This is a genomic window from Massilia sp. Se16.2.3 (genome assembly GCF_014171595.1).
Taxonomy (GTDB): Bacteria; Pseudomonadota; Gammaproteobacteria; order Burkholderiales; family Burkholderiaceae_D; genus Telluria.
This window is the reverse complement of the sequence record NZ_CP050451.1, coordinates 1,321,442-1,334,181: the sequence shown is the minus strand read 5'-3', so window position 1 is coordinate 1,334,181 and position 12,740 is coordinate 1,321,442. Positions and strand designations below refer to the sequence as shown.

General features: G+C 58.6%; 25 protein-coding genes and 1 tRNA gene. 1 reads left to right on the top strand and 25 read right to left on the bottom strand.

Features of this window, described 5'->3' with window-relative positions; all coding sequences use genetic code 11:
* Positions 1 to 10: 10 nt before the first annotated feature.
* From rpsM to G4G31_RS06065, 25 genes are all read right to left on the bottom strand, one after another.
* The gene (gene rpsM, locus G4G31_RS06185) at positions 11 to 376 is read right to left on the bottom strand and encodes a 30S ribosomal protein S13 (protein ID WP_027867244.1); all 366 of its coding nucleotides are present in this window, start codon (positions 374 to 376) and stop codon (positions 11 to 13) included.
* A gap of 12 nt (positions 377 to 388) precedes the next feature.
* On the bottom strand, positions 389 to 502 hold the full coding sequence (gene rpmJ, locus G4G31_RS06180; protein WP_005663407.1) for a 50S ribosomal protein L36: 114 nt from the start codon (positions 500 to 502) through the stop codon (positions 389 to 391).
* 32 nt (positions 503 to 534) lie between these two features.
* On the bottom strand, positions 535 to 753 hold the full coding sequence (infA, locus tag G4G31_RS06175) for a translation initiation factor IF-1 (protein ID WP_005663428.1): 219 nt from the start codon (positions 751 to 753) through the stop codon (positions 535 to 537).
* Positions 754 to 773: 20 nt separating this feature from the next.
* Positions 774 to 2,108: a preprotein translocase subunit SecY gene (gene secY / locus G4G31_RS06170; protein ID WP_182990712.1), complete on the bottom strand. Its 1,335-nt coding sequence runs from the start codon at positions 2,106 to 2,108 to the stop codon at positions 774 to 776.
* A 28-nt stretch (positions 2,109 to 2,136) separates the two neighbouring features.
* Positions 2,137 to 2,568 carry a 50S ribosomal protein L15 gene (rplO, locus tag G4G31_RS06165; RefSeq protein ID WP_182990711.1) on the bottom strand — a complete coding sequence of 144 codons (432 nt, stop codon included), beginning with the start codon at positions 2,566 to 2,568 and terminating at the stop codon, positions 2,137 to 2,139.
* Between the two features lie 26 nt (positions 2,569 to 2,594).
* Complete coding sequence (gene rpmD, locus G4G31_RS06160; RefSeq protein ID WP_036246278.1) at positions 2,595 to 2,774, bottom strand: 50S ribosomal protein L30; 180 nt, start codon at positions 2,772 to 2,774, stop codon at positions 2,595 to 2,597.
* A gap of 11 nt (positions 2,775 to 2,785) precedes the next feature.
* Complete coding sequence (gene rpsE / locus G4G31_RS06155; RefSeq protein ID WP_036208946.1) at positions 2,786 to 3,304, bottom strand: 30S ribosomal protein S5; 519 nt, start codon at positions 3,302 to 3,304, stop codon at positions 2,786 to 2,788.
* Between the two features lie 12 nt (positions 3,305 to 3,316).
* On the bottom strand, positions 3,317 to 3,679 hold the full coding sequence (rplR, locus tag G4G31_RS06150) for a 50S ribosomal protein L18 (protein WP_119811786.1): 363 nt from the start codon (positions 3,677 to 3,679) through the stop codon (positions 3,317 to 3,319).
* 12 nt (positions 3,680 to 3,691) lie between these two features.
* The gene (gene rplF / locus G4G31_RS06145) at positions 3,692 to 4,225 is read right to left on the bottom strand and encodes a 50S ribosomal protein L6 (protein WP_182990710.1); all 534 of its coding nucleotides are present in this window, start codon (positions 4,223 to 4,225) and stop codon (positions 3,692 to 3,694) included.
* A 10-nt stretch (positions 4,226 to 4,235) separates the two neighbouring features.
* Entirely contained in the window at positions 4,236 to 4,631 is a 396-nt protein-coding gene (gene rpsH / locus G4G31_RS06140) for a 30S ribosomal protein S8 (RefSeq protein ID WP_182990709.1), read from the bottom strand.
* Between the two features lie 14 nt (positions 4,632 to 4,645).
* Entirely contained in the window at positions 4,646 to 4,951 is a 306-nt protein-coding gene (gene rpsN / locus G4G31_RS06135) for a 30S ribosomal protein S14 (protein WP_036240351.1), read from the bottom strand.
* A gap of 4 nt (positions 4,952 to 4,955) precedes the next feature.
* Positions 4,956 to 5,495, bottom strand: a complete 540-nt coding sequence (gene rplE / locus G4G31_RS06130) for a 50S ribosomal protein L5 (protein WP_182990708.1) — start codon at positions 5,493 to 5,495, stop codon at positions 4,956 to 4,958.
* Positions 5,496 to 5,498: 3 nt separating this feature from the next.
* Positions 5,499 to 5,813: a 50S ribosomal protein L24 gene (gene rplX, locus G4G31_RS06125; protein WP_136219936.1), complete on the bottom strand. Its 315-nt coding sequence runs from the start codon at positions 5,811 to 5,813 to the stop codon at positions 5,499 to 5,501.
* A 9-nt stretch (positions 5,814 to 5,822) separates the two neighbouring features.
* Positions 5,823 to 6,191: a 50S ribosomal protein L14 gene (gene rplN, locus G4G31_RS06120; protein ID WP_182990707.1), complete on the bottom strand. Its 369-nt coding sequence runs from the start codon at positions 6,189 to 6,191 to the stop codon at positions 5,823 to 5,825.
* A 231-nt stretch (positions 6,192 to 6,422) separates the two neighbouring features.
* Positions 6,423 to 6,695 carry a 30S ribosomal protein S17 gene (gene rpsQ, locus G4G31_RS06115; protein WP_182990706.1) on the bottom strand — a complete coding sequence of 91 codons (273 nt, stop codon included), beginning with the start codon at positions 6,693 to 6,695 and terminating at the stop codon, positions 6,423 to 6,425.
* Positions 6,692 to 6,883, bottom strand: coding sequence for a 50S ribosomal protein L29 (gene rpmC / locus G4G31_RS06110; RefSeq protein ID WP_159698333.1), 192 nt, complete (start codon positions 6,881 to 6,883; stop codon positions 6,692 to 6,694). Before rpmC ends, rpsQ begins: the two co-directional genes overlap by 4 nt.
* Before the next feature lie 12 nt (positions 6,884 to 6,895).
* On the bottom strand, positions 6,896 to 7,315 hold the full coding sequence (gene rplP / locus G4G31_RS06105; RefSeq protein ID WP_005663456.1) for a 50S ribosomal protein L16: 420 nt from the start codon (positions 7,313 to 7,315) through the stop codon (positions 6,896 to 6,898).
* Positions 7,316 to 7,317: 2 nt separating this feature from the next.
* Positions 7,318 to 8,145, bottom strand: coding sequence for a 30S ribosomal protein S3 (rpsC, locus tag G4G31_RS06100; RefSeq protein ID WP_182990705.1), 828 nt, complete (start codon positions 8,143 to 8,145; stop codon positions 7,318 to 7,320).
* 11 nt (positions 8,146 to 8,156) lie between these two features.
* Positions 8,157 to 8,489: a 50S ribosomal protein L22 gene (rplV, locus tag G4G31_RS06095; RefSeq protein ID WP_182991690.1), complete on the bottom strand. Its 333-nt coding sequence runs from the start codon at positions 8,487 to 8,489 to the stop codon at positions 8,157 to 8,159.
* Positions 8,486 to 8,761 carry a 30S ribosomal protein S19 gene (rpsS, locus tag G4G31_RS06090; protein ID WP_182990704.1) on the bottom strand — a complete coding sequence of 92 codons (276 nt, stop codon included), beginning with the start codon at positions 8,759 to 8,761 and terminating at the stop codon, positions 8,486 to 8,488. The genes rplV and rpsS overlap by 4 nt, the downstream gene beginning before the upstream one ends.
* A 10-nt stretch (positions 8,762 to 8,771) precedes the next feature.
* Positions 8,772 to 9,599 carry a 50S ribosomal protein L2 gene (gene rplB, locus G4G31_RS06085; protein WP_182990703.1) on the bottom strand — a complete coding sequence of 276 codons (828 nt, stop codon included), beginning with the start codon at positions 9,597 to 9,599 and terminating at the stop codon, positions 8,772 to 8,774.
* Complete coding sequence (gene rplW / locus G4G31_RS06080; RefSeq protein ID WP_182990702.1) at positions 9,599 to 9,916, bottom strand: 50S ribosomal protein L23; 318 nt, start codon at positions 9,914 to 9,916, stop codon at positions 9,599 to 9,601. Before rplW ends, rplB begins: the two co-directional genes overlap by 1 nt.
* Positions 9,913 to 10,533, bottom strand: coding sequence for a 50S ribosomal protein L4 (gene rplD, locus G4G31_RS06075; protein ID WP_182990701.1), 621 nt, complete (start codon positions 10,531 to 10,533; stop codon positions 9,913 to 9,915). Before rplD ends, rplW begins: the two co-directional genes overlap by 4 nt.
* A 2-nt stretch (positions 10,534 to 10,535) precedes the next feature.
* Positions 10,536 to 11,192: a 50S ribosomal protein L3 gene (gene rplC / locus G4G31_RS06070; protein WP_182990700.1), complete on the bottom strand. Its 657-nt coding sequence runs from the start codon at positions 11,190 to 11,192 to the stop codon at positions 10,536 to 10,538.
* Positions 11,193 to 11,469: 277 nt separating this feature from the next.
* Positions 11,470 to 11,546, bottom strand: a tRNA-Val gene (locus tag G4G31_RS06065).
* Between the two features lie 545 nt (positions 11,547 to 12,091).
* Between G4G31_RS06065 and G4G31_RS06060 the strand changes: the two genes are divergently transcribed.
* On the top strand, positions 12,092 to 12,667 hold the full coding sequence (locus G4G31_RS06060) for a TerD family protein (RefSeq protein ID WP_182990699.1): 576 nt from the start codon (positions 12,092 to 12,094) through the stop codon (positions 12,665 to 12,667).
* Positions 12,668 to 12,740 lie beyond the last annotated feature (73 nt).

The window sequence follows — 12,740 nt, the reverse complement described above, 5'->3', positions numbered from 1 at the left end:
GGTTCCTAGATTATTTCTTCAGCGATTGAGCGGCTTTACGCGGACCTTTGCGGGTACGTGCATTGGTACGGGTACGCTGGCCGCGCACTGGCAGGCCCTTACGGTGACGCATGCCGCGGTAGCAGCCCAGATCCATCAGACGCTTGATGTTCATGGACAGTTCGCGGCGCAGGTCGCCTTCCACGACAAACTTCGCAACTTCGTCGCGCAGCTTCTCGAGTTCGTTATCGTCGAGATCCTTGACCTTCTTGTTGGTCGCGATACCAGTCGAATCGCAGATCTTCTGCGAGCGTGGACGGCCAATACCATAGATCGCCGTCAGGCCGATAACAGTGTGCTGATGATTTGGGATGTTAACCCCTGCAATACGTGCCATTCGTTATTCCTCTTAACCTTGACGCTGCTTGTGACGCGGCTCGACGCAGATCACGCGGACCACGCCCTTGCGCTTGATGATCTTGCAGTTGCGGCAGATCCGCTTGACTGAAGCATTAACTTTCATGTTGTACTCCTGGTGAGTTTACTTAATGTTTTTTACTTGGTCCGGAATACGATGCGTGCCCGGGACAGGTCGTACGGGGTCAGTTCCACCGTTACCTTGTCGCCCGGGAGAATGCGGATATAGTTCATCCGCATTTTACCCGAGATATGCCCCAGGACCACATGCCCGTTTTCCAGCTTTACGCGAAATGTCGCATTTGGGAGATTCTCGAGAATCTCACCTTGCATTTGGATGACGTCGTCTTTTGCCATTCGGTATCTGCACTCCCCGCTTATCGCGTCGGAATCCCGCCCTTGAAGTTAGCCTTGCGCAGCAGCGATTCGTATTGCTGCGACATGACGTAGTTCTGCACTTGTGCCATGAAGTCCATCGTGACTACCACGATGATCAGGAGCGAGGTGCCGCCGAAGTAGAAAGGAACTTTCCAGATCGACTGCAGGAACTCCGGCACCAGGCACACGGCCGTGATGTACACGGCGCCAGCCAGGGTCAGGCGCATCAGGATCTTGTCGATGTAGCGTGCGGTCTGCTCGCCCGGACGGATGCCCGGTACAAACGCGCCGCTTTTCTTCAAGTTGTCCGCCGTTTCCTTGCTGTTGAATACCAGCGCGGTGTAGAAGAAGCAGAAAAACACGATCGCCACCGCATACAGCAACGCGTGGATCGGCTCACCGGTACCCATGGATGCGGCCAGGTCTTTCAAGAACCCGATGAACGGGCCATTGGCGTCCTTGCCGCGGGTGTACCAGTCAACGATCGTCGCCGGGAACAGGATGATCGAGGAAGCGAAGATCGGCGGAATCACGCCGGCCATGTTCAGCTTCAGAGGCAGGTGGCTGGTTTGGCCACCGTACACCTTGTTGCCGACCTGGCGCTTGGCGTAATTCACGAGGATCTTGCGCTGTCCGCGTTCAACGTACACGACGATAAACGTCACTACAGCCACCAGGATGACGATGAAGATCGCGGCAAAATTACCGATCGAACCGTTCTGCACCAGGGTGAACAGGCTACCCAGTGCCGATGGCAGACCGGCAGCGATACCGGCGAAAATAATGATCGAGATGCCGTTGCCGAGGCCACGTTCGGTGATCTGCTCGCCCAGCCACATGAGGAACATGGTGCCGGTCAGCAGCGTCACGACGGTGACGAAGCGGAAAGCCAGGCCCGGATCGATCACGAGTTTCGGTTGAGCCTCGAGCGCGACGGCGATGCCGAACGCCTGGAACAGAGCCAGTGCCACCGTGAAGTAGCGGGTGTACTGGGTGATCTTGCGGCGTCCTGCTTCGCCTTCCTTCTTCAGCGCTTCCAGCTGCGGCGAGACGATCGACGCCAGCTGCATGATGATCGAAGCCGAAATATAGGGCATGATCCCGAGTGCGAACACGGTAAAGCGGGACAACGCGCCACCCGAGAACATGTTGAACATGCCCAGGATGCCGCCTTCGTTCTGCTTGAACAGCGCCGCCAGCTCGTTCGGGTCGATCCCGGGGACCGGGATGTGAGCACCGATACGGTACACGACCAATGCGCCAAGCAAAAACCACAAGCGACTCCAGGGGAAGCCGGCAGCGGCGCTTTTACCAAGTTGTGAATTAGTCGCCAATTTTTGCTCCGATCAGGCAGCGGTCGCTTTAGGCGACCGAACCGCCAGCTGCTTCGATGGCCGCTTTCGCGCCCGCGGTCGCCTTCAGGCCCTTGAGGTTCACCGCACGGGTGATCTCGCCCGACAGGATGACGCGCACGTCGCGTGCCACCACTGGCAGGATGCCTGCTTGCTTGAGCACCAGAATGTCGATGTCGCCGACCGCCAGGGCGTTCAGGTCCGACAGACGGACTTCAGCCTTGAAGGTTGCGTTGAGCGACTTGAAGCCGCGCTTCGGCAGACGGCGCTGCAGAGGCATCTGACCGCCTTCGAAGCCGACCTTGTGGAAGCCGCCCGAACGCGACTTCTGACCCTTGTGACCGCGACCAGCGGTCTTGCCCAGGCCGGAGCCGATACCGCGGCCGACGCGGCGCTTGTAGTGCTTGGCGCCGTCAGCTGGTTGAATGGTATTGAGTTCCATTGTTTTCTCCGTTCGTAAGCCGAGGCTTACGATACAACTTTAACGAGGTACGCGACTTTGTTGATCATGCCACGCACGGATGGGGTGTCCTGCAGCTCGGAGACCGAGTTGACACGACGCAGACCCAGGCCGCGCACGGTGGCACGGTGATCCTGACGGGTACCGATCAGGCCCTTGACGAGCTTGACTTTGACAGTGTTTGCCATGTTTGTTCCCCTTAACCCAGGATGTCTTCGACCGACTTGCCGCGCTTGGCTGCGATGTCGGAAGCAGTGCTCATTTTCGACAGGCCGTCGAGCGTGGCGCGAACCAGGTTGTACGGGTTCGACGAACCGGTCGACTTGGCGACCACGTCGGTCACGCCCATCACCTCGAAGATAGCGCGCATTGCGCCACCAGCGATCACGCCAGTACCTGGCTTGGCCGGCGACATCATGACGCGCGAGGCGCCGTGACGACCGGTAACGGTGTGGTGCAGCGTACCGTTCTTGAGGGGCACCTTGATCAGGTTGCGGCGGGCTTCTTCCATCGCTTTTTGCACGCCGACTGGAACTTCCTTCGACTTGCCTTTACCCATGCCGATGCGGCCATCGCCGTCACCGACAACGGTCAGCGCTGCAAAACCCATGATACGACCACCCTTGACCACTTTGGTCACGCGGTTGATCGCGATCATTTTTTCGCGCATGCCATCATCCGGCTTGTCGCTTGCCATTTTCGCTTGCATTTTTGCCATGACGATTCTTCCTTAGAACTTCAGACCGGCTTCACGCGCGGCTTCTGCCAGCGCCTTCACACGGCCGTGGTAACGGAAACCCGAACGGTCGAAAGCGACTTCGGTGATTCCTGCCTTCAGTGCTTTTTCTGCGACGCGCTTGCCAACCAGGGCAGCGGCGGCAGCGTTGCCGCCCTTGCCGCTTTGACCGGCCAGTTCGGCGCGCACTTCTGCTTCCAGCGTCGAAGCCGAAACCAGGACCTTCGCATCCGGGCTGATCAGGTTCGCATAGATGTGCAGGTTGGTACGGTGCACCGACAGGCGGTTCACGCCCAACTGCGCGATCTTGATGCGGGTTTGGCGTCCGCGACGCAGACGCGATTCTTTCTTGTCCATCGTCAGCTCCGATTATTTCTTCTTGGTTTCTTTAAGCTTCACCACCTCGTCCGAATAACGGACGCCCTTGCCTTTGTAAGGCTCAGGGGAGCGGTAAGCGCGCACTTCGGCGGCAACCTGACCAACCTTTTGACGATCGATACCCTTGATCAGGATTTCGGTCGGGGTCGGGGTTGCTGCGGTGATGCCTTCTGGCATCGCGTGCAGCACCGGGTGCGAGAAGCCCAGCGACAGGTTCAGGGCATTGCCCTGCACTGCCGCCTTGTAGCCCACGCCGACCAGGTTCAGCTTCTTCTCGAAGCCCTTGGTGACGCCGACAACCATGTTGTTGACCAGGGCGCGCAGGGTACCCGACATGGCGTTCGATTCACGCGAATCGTCCACCACGTCGAACGTCAGCGTGCCGTTGTTGTTTTCAACCTTGACCATGCCGTTCAACGGCTGGACCAGGGTGCCCAATGGGCCTTTGACCGTGATCGCTGCTGCAGTGATCGCCACTTCGGCGCCCGCTGGAACTGCGATTGGCATCTTAGCTACTCGAGACATCGTCTACTCCTTAAGCCACGTAGCAGATAACTTCGCCGCCGACGCCGGAGGCGCGGGCTTTGCGGTCAGTCATCACGCCTTGCGGGGTCGACACAATGGCAACGCCCAGGCCGTTCATGACGGTTGGGATCTCATCTTTGCCTTTGTAGACACGCAGGCCAGGACGGGACACGCGCTCGATGCGCTCGATAACCGGACGGCCGGTGTAATACTTCAAACCGATTTTCAGTTCCGACTTGCCACCTTCGGTGGACACGGCGAAATCCTCAATGTAACCCTCGTCCTTCAGGACGTTGGCAATGGCAACCTTGACTTTGGACGACGGCATTGCGACCGTGGTTTTCTGAACAGTTTGTGCGTTGCGAATGCGGGTCAGCATATCGGCGATAGGATCGCTCATACTCATTGCTTATTCTCCTATTACCAGCTGGCTTTGGTCATACCCGGGATTTCGCCTTTCATGGCGAATTCGCGGAGTTTGGTACGGGCGAGGCCGAATTTACGGAAGGTGCCACGTGGGCGGCCGGTCATGGCGCAGCGGTTACGCTGGCGGGTCGGCGCCGAGTTACGTGGCAGTGCCTGCAGTTTCAGGCGCGCTTCGTAACGCTCTTCTTCGGTCTTCGACTGGTCGTCGATGATTGCTTTCAGAGCTGCACGCTTTGCGGCGAATTTCTCCACCAGGTCTGCACGCTTCTGTTCGCGGTTAATCAGTGCAAGTTTTGCCATGCTCTTAGTTCCTGAACGGGAATTTGAAGGCGGCGAGCAGCGCTTTGGCTTCATCGTCGGTCTTAGCGGTCGTGGTGATCGAGATGTTCATGCCACGCAGCGCGTCGATCTTGTCGTAGTCGATTTCAGGGAAGATGATCTGTTCCTTGACACCGATGTTGTAGTTGCCACGACCGTCGAACGATTTGCCATTCACACCGCGGAAGTCACGCACGCGTGGCAGGGCCACGGTGATGAAACGGTCCAGGAACTCGTACATACGGGCGCCGCGCAGGGTCACCATCGTACCGATCGGGTAGCCTTCGCGGATCTTGAAACCTGCGATTGCCTTGCGCGACTTGGTGGTCACTGGCTTCTGGCCGGCGATCTTGGTCAGGTCGCCCACAGCGTGCTCGAGCACTTTCTTGTCGGCGATCGCTTCACCAACACCCATGTTCAGGGTGATCTTGGTCAGGCGCGGCACTTCCATCACCGACTTGTAGCCGAATTTTTCGGTCAGGTCAGCGACGACTTTGTCTTTGTAGAATTGTTGGAGACGGGCCATTTCTTACACCTTCACTTCTTCGCCGGAAGACTTGTAGACGCGGACTTTTTTACCGTCCTGGTCTTTGAAGCCTACGCGGTCAGCCTTGCCGGTCGCGGCGTTGAACAGCGCGACGTTGGAGACGTGAATCGGCATCGCCTTGTCGACGATACCACCTTGTACGCCGGTCATCGGGTTTGGCTTGACGGCCTTCTTGGCAACGTTCACGCCATCGACGATGACGTGCTCGGCGTCGACGCGACGCGAAACCACGCCACGCTTGCCCTTGTCTTTACCGGCCAAAACGATGACTTCGTCGTTTTTACGAATCTTATCCATTGCGACTCCTTACAGTACTTCAGGTGCCAGGGACACGATCTTCATGAACTTTTCAGTGCGCAGTTCGCGGGTCACTGGTCCGAAGATACGGGTGCCGATCGGTTCCAGCTTGGCGTTGAGCAGCACTGCGGCATTGCCGTCGAACTTCACCAGGGAGCCGTCTTGGCGGCGCACACCTTTAGCGGTACGCACAACCACAGCGTTATAAATTTCACCTTTTTTGACACGGCCACGTGGCGCGGCAACCTTGATGGTTACCTTGATGATGTCGCCAATGCTCGCATAACGGCGCTTGGAGCCGCCCAACACCTTGATGCACAAAACTTCTTTTGCACCGGTGTTGTCGGCCACTTCGAGCCGGCTTTCAGTTTGAATCATAGTATTTTCTTTCCCAACTTAAGCCGAAGAAATCCCACGGAAAACCGTAGGCCTGCGGTCAGTCTTGGTCCCGCCGTACCGCCCCTGCTGGAGCACTACGATTGGGTGATTGGACTTTCCAATTGCTTCGTACAGGCCGCAGTTACCGAGGGGGACAAACTGCGGCAACACATGAACGAAGCCCGCTAGTATCCCAGATACCAGCGGGCCACGCAAGACAATTTTTAAGGCTTAGATGACCTGTGCAACCTGCACAACACGGGTCACGGTCCACGCCTTCGTCTTCGAGATCGGGCGACCTTCCGAGATCTCGACCGTGTCGCCGGTCTTGGCCTGGTTGGTCTCATCGTGCGCGTGGTACTTGTTCGAGCGGACGATGATTTTGCCGTACAGCGGGTGCTTCACGTGACGTTCGATCAGTACGGTTACCGTCTTGTCCATTTTGTCGGACACGACCTTGCCGACCAGCGTACGCTTCAGCGCCGTTTTAGTGGTGTCGTTCATTTGGCTTCCTTCTGGTTCATCACGGTCTTCACACGTGCGATGTCGCGACGTACTTTCTTGAGCTGCGCGGTATTGCCCAGCTGCTGGGTAGCGATTTGCATGCGCAGGCCGAATTGGGCCTTCAGCAGCTCACTCAGCTCCTTTTGCAGCGCTTCCTGGTCCTTGCCGCGGAGTTCCGATGCTTTCATATTCAACTCCTGTTATTGGCCGACTTGGCGCACGACGAACGTGGTAGCCAGTGGCAGTTTGGCAGCGGCCAGGCGGAATGCTTCGCGCGCCAGTTCTTCTGCGACGCCGTCCATCTCGTACAGGACTTTGCCTGGCTGGATTTCAGCGACGTAGTACTCCGGATTACCCTTACCGTTACCCATACGGACTTCGGCCGGCTTGTTCGAAATCGGCTTGTCCGGGAAGATACGGATCCAGATACGACCGCCACGCTTGATGTGACGGGTCATGGCGCGACGTGCCGCCTCGATCTGGCGTGCGGTGATACGGCCGCGGGCAACTGCCTTCAGACCGAATTCGCCGAACGAGACCGCGGTGCCGCGGGTGTGCGAAATGCCGGTGTTACGGCCTTTCTGCTCTTTACGATACTTCCTGCGCGATGGTTGCAGCATGCTTATTCTCCTGCTTTCTCAGCTGGTGCAGCAGCGGCCGGGGTCGCCAGCTTGACGGCTGGGCGAGCACGCACGGTTGGGGCTGCAGCTGGACGGGCGCCGCCGGCCGGACGTGGGCCGCGCGATGGCTTGCCGTCGTCACGACGTGGGCCGCGTGGCTTCTTCTCGTCTGGCGGGGTGTCGATGACCGGGGCTTCGCCGGTGACCGAACGGTCGCCCTTGTAGACCCAGACCTTGACGCCGATGATGCCGTACGTGGTCGATGCTTCGCTGGTGCCGTAGTCGATATCGGCGCGCAGGGTGTGCAGAGGCACACGACCTTCGCGGTACCATTCGGTACGGGCGATTTCGATGCCGTTCAGACGGCCCGACGACATGATCTTGATGCCGACGGCACCCAGACGCATGGCGTTTTGCATGGCGCGCTTCATCGCGCGGCGGAACATGATGCGCTTTTCGAGCTGCTGCGAGATCGAATCGGCGATCAGCTGCGAATCGATTTCCGGCTTGCGAATCTCTTCGATATTGACGTGCACAGGCACGCCCATGATCTTCGCCAGCGAAGTCTTCAGCACTTCGATGTCTTCGCCTTTTTTACCGATCACGACACCTGGACGCGACGAGTAGATGGTGAAGCGCGCGTTCTTGGCTGGACGCTCGATGACGATGCGGCCGACCGAAGCGTTCTTCAGCTTCTTCTTCAGGAAAGCGCGGGCTTGCAGATCTTCGTTGAGCATTTCAGCGAAGTTGCCGTTGCCGGCGTACCAGCGCGACGCCCAGTTACGGGTGACGGACAGGCGGAAGCCTGTTGGGTGAATCTTCTGTCCCATCGTGTGACTCCTTAGTTACCGACAGTCACGTAGATGTGACAGGATTGTTTCGAAATGCGATCACCGCGGCCTTTGGCGCGAGCCGTAAAGCGCTTCAGGATCGGACCCTTTTCAACGTAGATCTGGGTGATCTTCAGTTCGTCGATATCGGCGCCATCGTTGTGTTCCGCGTTGGCGATTGCCGACTCGAGAACCTTCTTGATGATGGTTGCGCCTTTCTTCGGGCTGAACTGCAGAATGTTGAGTGCTGCATCAACCTTCTTGCCGCGGATCAGGTCAGCAACGAGGCGGCCCTTTTGTTCCGACAGGCGCACGCCTTTGAGGATAGCTTTAGTTTCCATTATTTTTTCGCCTTCTTGTCAGCGGCGTGGCCCTTGAACGTACGGGTCAGCGCGAATTCGCCGAGCTTGTGGCCGACCATGTTCTCGGAGACGTACACCGGCACGTGCAGCTTGCCGTTGTGAACAGCGATCGTCAGACCGATGAAGTCAGGCGTGATCGTCGAGCGACGCGACCAGGTTTTCACTGGCTTTTTGTCTTTGTTCGCTTGCGCGGTCTCGACTTTTTTCACCAGGTGGGCGTCAACGAACGGCCCTTTTTTCAATGAACGAGTCATGTGTTATCCCTTATTTCTTGCCGCGGCGCGAGACGATCATCGAAGAAGTGCGCTTGTTCGAACGCGTCTTCTTGCCCTTCGTCTGTTGGCCCCATGGCGACACCGGATGGCGACCAGCAGCCGTACGACCTTCACCACCACCGTGCGGGTGGTCGATCGGGTTCATGACGACACCGCGGACGGTCGGACGGACACCGCGCCAGCGCATCGCACCAGCTTTACCAATCTTGCGCAGGCTGTGCTCGGCATTGCCGACTTCGCCAACCGTTGCGCGGCACTCGATGTGCACGCGACGGACTTCACCCGAGCGCAGGCGAACCTGGGCGTAGGTGCCTTCGCGGGCCATCAGGACCACGGCGGCGCCGGCGGTACGGGCCATCTGGGCACCCTTACCTGGCAGCATTTCGACGCAGTTCATCACGGTACCGACCGGGATGTTACGGATTGGCAGGCAGTTGCCCGACTTGATCGGCGCTTCCGAGCCGTTCATGACGCTGTCGCCGACAGCCATGCCTTTGGTGGCGATGATGTACTGACGCTCGCCGTCCGCGTAGCACAGCAGTGCAATGTGCGCGGTACGGTTCGGGTCGTATTCGATACGCTCGACCTTGGCAGGAATGCCGTCCTTCTGGCGCTTGAAGTCGACCAGACGGTAGTGTTGCTTGTGACCACCACCGATGTGACGGGTGGTGATGTGGCCGTTGTTGTTACGGCCAGCAGTCTTCGATTTCTTCTCAACCAGTGCTGCGAACGGGCGACCCTTGTACAGGCCCTCGGTCACAACTTTCACCATGCCGCGGCGGCCTGGGGAGGTTGGCTTCATCTTAACGAGTGCCATTATTTAGCCTCCTCGACAAAATTGATTTCCTGGCCTGGCTTCAGGCACACGAAAGCGCGCTTGGTGTGGTTGCGACGGCCATTGAAACGGCCCGAACGCTTTTGTTTGCCTTCGCGGTTCACGGTTTGCACCGATTCCACTTCGACCTTGAACAGCAGTTCGACGGCAGCCTTGATTTCCGGCTTGGTCGCGTCTGGCAAGACCTTGAAGACGATCTGCTCGTTCTTTTCCGCGACGAAGGTAGCTTTCTCGGAAATGACCGGAGCCATCAGCACCTTCATCAGGCGCTCTTCGCTAAATTTGATTGCGGTGCTCATGCGTACATCTCCTCGATCTTGGCCAGTGCAGCTTTGGTGACCAGGACTTTCTTGTAGAACACCAGCGACATCGGGTCAGCTGCTTTTGGCTCGACAACCAGCACGTTCGGCAGGTTACGTGATGCCAGCAACAGGTTTTCTTCGATGGTGTCGGTGATCACCAGGACCGATTCCAGACCCATGCCCTGCAGCTTTTGCGACAGCAGCTTGGTTTTCGGAGCGTCGATCGACAGGTTCTCGATAACGACCAGACGGCCTTCACGTGCCAGTTGCGAGAAGATCGAGCAGATACCTGCGCGGAACATCTTCTTGTTGACCTTGTGGGTGAAGTTCTCGTCAGGCGAGTTCGGGAAAATGCGACCACCGCCGCGCCACAGAGGCGACGACGACATACCAGCACGAGCGCGGCCGGTGCCTTTCTGGCGCCATGGCTTTTTCGTGGTGTGGCTGACTTCTTCACGGTCTTTCTGCTTGCGGTTGCCGCTACGTGCGTTGGCAGCGTAGGCGACGACGACCTGGTGAATCAGTGCTTCGTTGTATTCGCGGCCGAACACGGTATCGGCAGCTGCAACAGCGGCGCCAGCTTGACCTTGCTCATTCAGGAGCTGAAGTTCCATATTTAAGCTCCTTTCTTGGCTTTGACTTTGACAGCCGGCTTGACGATCACTTGACCGTTCTTGGCGCCAGGAACGGCACCTTTTACCAGCAGCAATTGACGCTCGGCGTCGATACGGGCGATTTCCAGGTTCTGGGTGGTGACAGTGACGTCGCCCATGTGACCGGTCATGCGCTTACCAGGGAACACGCGGCCCGGATCCTGCGCCATACCGATGGAGCCTGGAACGTTGTGCGAACGCGAGTTACCGTGGGTTTGGCGGCCCGATGCGAAGTTGTGACGCTTGATGGTACCGGCGTAGCCCTTACCGATCGAGGTGCCTTGCACGTCGATTTTCTGGCCGACTTCGAACAGCGAGACATTGACTGCGTCGCCAGTTTTCAGTTCAGCTGCCTTGGCAGCGTCAACGCGGAATTCGCGCAGCATGGTGCCAGCTTCGACGCCTGCTTTTGCGTGGTGACCCGCAACTGCCTTGGTCACGCGGGAAGCGCGACGTTGACCGAATGCGACCTGGACTGCAGCGTAGCCGTCAGTTTCAGGAGTTTTGATTTGTGCGACACGGTTGTTCGACACGTCGAGCACGGTAACTGGGATCGAATCCCCGTCATCCGTGAAGATGCGCATCATGCCAACCTTGCGACCGAGAAGGCCCAAGCTCATTTTTTCTCCATTCCCACCTACGATTGGGCGGGGGTAGTTGAACTACTAAAAACGTACGGACTCTGCAACGACGAGTCCATACCGAAGCCGGCTAGTATAGCGCGCAAAAGGGCTTGACGCAACAAGATAATCGGGGGTATGTCGACCCTGTTGCGCGTTTTTCGCAGTAGCGTGGAGAAGAAGGAATCTGGCCTGGCTGGCCAGCACAGAAAAGGCACCGATGCGCCTTTTCTCTGCGCCGATCACAAGAGGATCGACGCGAACTTTGAAGTGTCTTTGGTGGGCGGTGCAGGATTCGAACCTGCGACCCCTTGGATGTCGACCAAGTATTCTAACCAACTGAACTAACCGCCCGGGGAGCCGCATTATGCCAAGGGTTGCCGTGGTTTGCAATAGCTGAGTGTTGAAAGGCGTGCGCGGATGTCGGTGGGGCTGTTGCCTGCCCTGCTGTGGGTGGGCTTCGTCCGCGTGGGCACAGGGTGCCCACCCTACGGATGAGGCCGCTGACTGCCGGCCGCAAAAATCGGGTTTCGCGACCGGAGCCCCTGGCGCGTCCCGTAGGGTGGGCTCTCCGAGCCCACGCGGATCATGCATCCCGATAACAGCACAGGCAACAGCCCCGCCTACCCATGCCTCCCTTCCATGGGCAGCCCCGCCTGAGTCTCGTAGAGTGGGCTCTCCGAGCCCACGCGGACCATGCATGCCCATGCCAGCACAGGCAACAGCCCCATGGACCCATGCGTTCCCCCCTCCCGCCCCCCGCCTAAGTCTTCCGTAAGCCCCGATGTGTAATATTCGTCAATTAGCGCTATATTCACGGCAGCGACCGCGCGGCCGCTCCAGGGGCCGCGCGACAACGAGTCCACCGACAACCCGCGACAATCACGAAAGGAGCTGTAATGGCAATCAGTCTGCAAAAGGGCGGCAACGTCAACCTGAGCAAGGAAGCGCCGAACCTCACCAAGGTCATCATCGGCCTGGGCTGGGATCCGCGCTCGACCGACGGCGCCGCCTTCGACCTCGACGGCAGTGCCTTCATGCTCAAGGCCGACGGCAAGGTTCGTGGCGACGCCGACTTCATCTTCTATAACAACCTGAAGTCCAGCGACGGCTCCGTCGTCCACAACGGCGACAACACCACCGGCCAGGGCGAAGGCGACGACGAAACCGTCACCGTCGACCTGACGCGCGTGCCGGCCGACATCGACAAGATCTCCTTCTGCGTGACCATCCACGAAGCCGACTCGCGCCGCCAGAGCTTCGGCATGGTCAGCAAGGCCTTCATCCGCTGCGTCAATGCCAACGGCAACGGCGAAATCGCCCGCTACGACCTGTCCGAGGACAGCTCGACCGAGACGGCAATGATCTTCGGCGAACTGTATCGCGCAGGCGGCGACTGGAAATTCCGCGCCGTCGGCCAGGGCTACAACGGCGGCCTCGGTCCGCTGGCACGCTCGTTCGGCGTCAACGTCTGACGCACCCTTCCCCCATACCGCGCCGCCGCCTGTCCGGGGGCGCGGCCTGCTCTTCCTGCTAGCGAACGATTCT

What these genes read in the sequence shown, in the direction of transcription:
- rpsM (WP_027867244.1), bottom strand. Translation starts at nt 376, where the DNA reads ATGGCACGTATTGCAGGGGTTAACATCCCAAATCATCAGCACACTGTT.
- rpmJ (WP_005663407.1), bottom strand. Translation starts at nt 502, where the DNA reads ATGAAAGTTAATGCTTCAGTCAAGCGGATCTGCCGCAACTGCAAGATC.
- infA (WP_005663428.1), bottom strand. Translation starts at nt 753, where the DNA reads ATGGCAAAAGACGACGTCATCCAAATGCAAGGTGAGATTCTCGAGAAT.
- rplO (WP_182990711.1), bottom strand. Translation starts at nt 2,568, where the DNA reads ATGGAACTCAATACCATTCAACCAGCTGACGGCGCCAAGCACTACAAG.
- rpmD (WP_036246278.1), bottom strand. Translation starts at nt 2,774, where the DNA reads ATGGCAAACACTGTCAAAGTCAAGCTCGTCAAGGGCCTGATCGGTACC.
- rpsE (WP_036208946.1), bottom strand. Translation starts at nt 3,304, where the DNA reads ATGGCAAAAATGCAAGCGAAAATGGCAAGCGACAAGCCGGATGATGGC.
- rplR (WP_119811786.1), bottom strand. Translation starts at nt 3,679, where the DNA reads ATGGACAAGAAAGAATCGCGTCTGCGTCGCGGACGCCAAACCCGCATC.
- rplF (WP_182990710.1), bottom strand. Translation starts at nt 4,225, where the DNA reads ATGTCTCGAGTAGCTAAGATGCCAATCGCAGTTCCAGCGGGCGCCGAA.
- rpsH (WP_182990709.1), bottom strand. Translation starts at nt 4,631, where the DNA reads ATGAGTATGAGCGATCCTATCGCCGATATGCTGACCCGCATTCGCAAC.
- rpsN (WP_036240351.1), bottom strand. Translation starts at nt 4,951, where the DNA reads ATGGCAAAACTTGCACTGATTAACCGCGAACAGAAGCGTGCAGACCTG.
- rplE (WP_182990708.1), bottom strand. Translation starts at nt 5,495, where the DNA reads ATGGCCCGTCTCCAACAATTCTACAAAGACAAAGTCGTCGCTGACCTG.
- rplX (WP_136219936.1), bottom strand. Translation starts at nt 5,813, where the DNA reads ATGGATAAGATTCGTAAAAACGACGAAGTCATCGTTTTGGCCGGTAAA.
- rplN (WP_182990707.1), bottom strand. Translation starts at nt 6,191, where the DNA reads ATGATTCAAACTGAAAGCCGGCTCGAAGTGGCCGACAACACCGGTGCA.
- rpsQ (WP_182990706.1), bottom strand. Translation starts at nt 6,695, where the DNA reads ATGAACGACACCACTAAAACGGCGCTGAAGCGTACGCTGGTCGGCAAG.
- rpmC (WP_159698333.1), bottom strand. Translation starts at nt 6,883, where the DNA reads ATGAAAGCATCGGAACTCCGCGGCAAGGACCAGGAAGCGCTGCAAAAG.
- rplP (WP_005663456.1), bottom strand. Translation starts at nt 7,315, where the DNA reads ATGCTGCAACCATCGCGCAGGAAGTATCGTAAAGAGCAGAAAGGCCGT.
- rpsC (WP_182990705.1), bottom strand. Translation starts at nt 8,145, where the DNA reads ATGGGACAGAAGATTCACCCAACAGGCTTCCGCCTGTCCGTCACCCGT.
- rpsS (WP_182990704.1), bottom strand. Translation starts at nt 8,761, where the DNA reads ATGACTCGTTCATTGAAAAAAGGGCCGTTCGTTGACGCCCACCTGGTG.
- rplB (WP_182990703.1), bottom strand. Translation starts at nt 9,599, where the DNA reads ATGGCACTCGTTAAGATGAAGCCAACCTCCCCAGGCCGCCGCGGCATG.
- rplW (WP_182990702.1), bottom strand. Translation starts at nt 9,916, where the DNA reads ATGAGCACCGCAATCAAATTTAGCGAAGAGCGCCTGATGAAGGTGCTG.
- rplD (WP_182990701.1), bottom strand. Translation starts at nt 10,533, where the DNA reads ATGGAACTTCAGCTCCTGAATGAGCAAGGTCAAGCTGGCGCCGCTGTT.
- rplC (WP_182990700.1), bottom strand. Translation starts at nt 11,192, where the DNA reads ATGAGCTTGGGCCTTCTCGGTCGCAAGGTTGGCATGATGCGCATCTTC.
- G4G31_RS06060 (WP_182990699.1), top strand. Translation starts at nt 12,092, where the DNA reads ATGGCAATCAGTCTGCAAAAGGGCGGCAACGTCAACCTGAGCAAGGAA.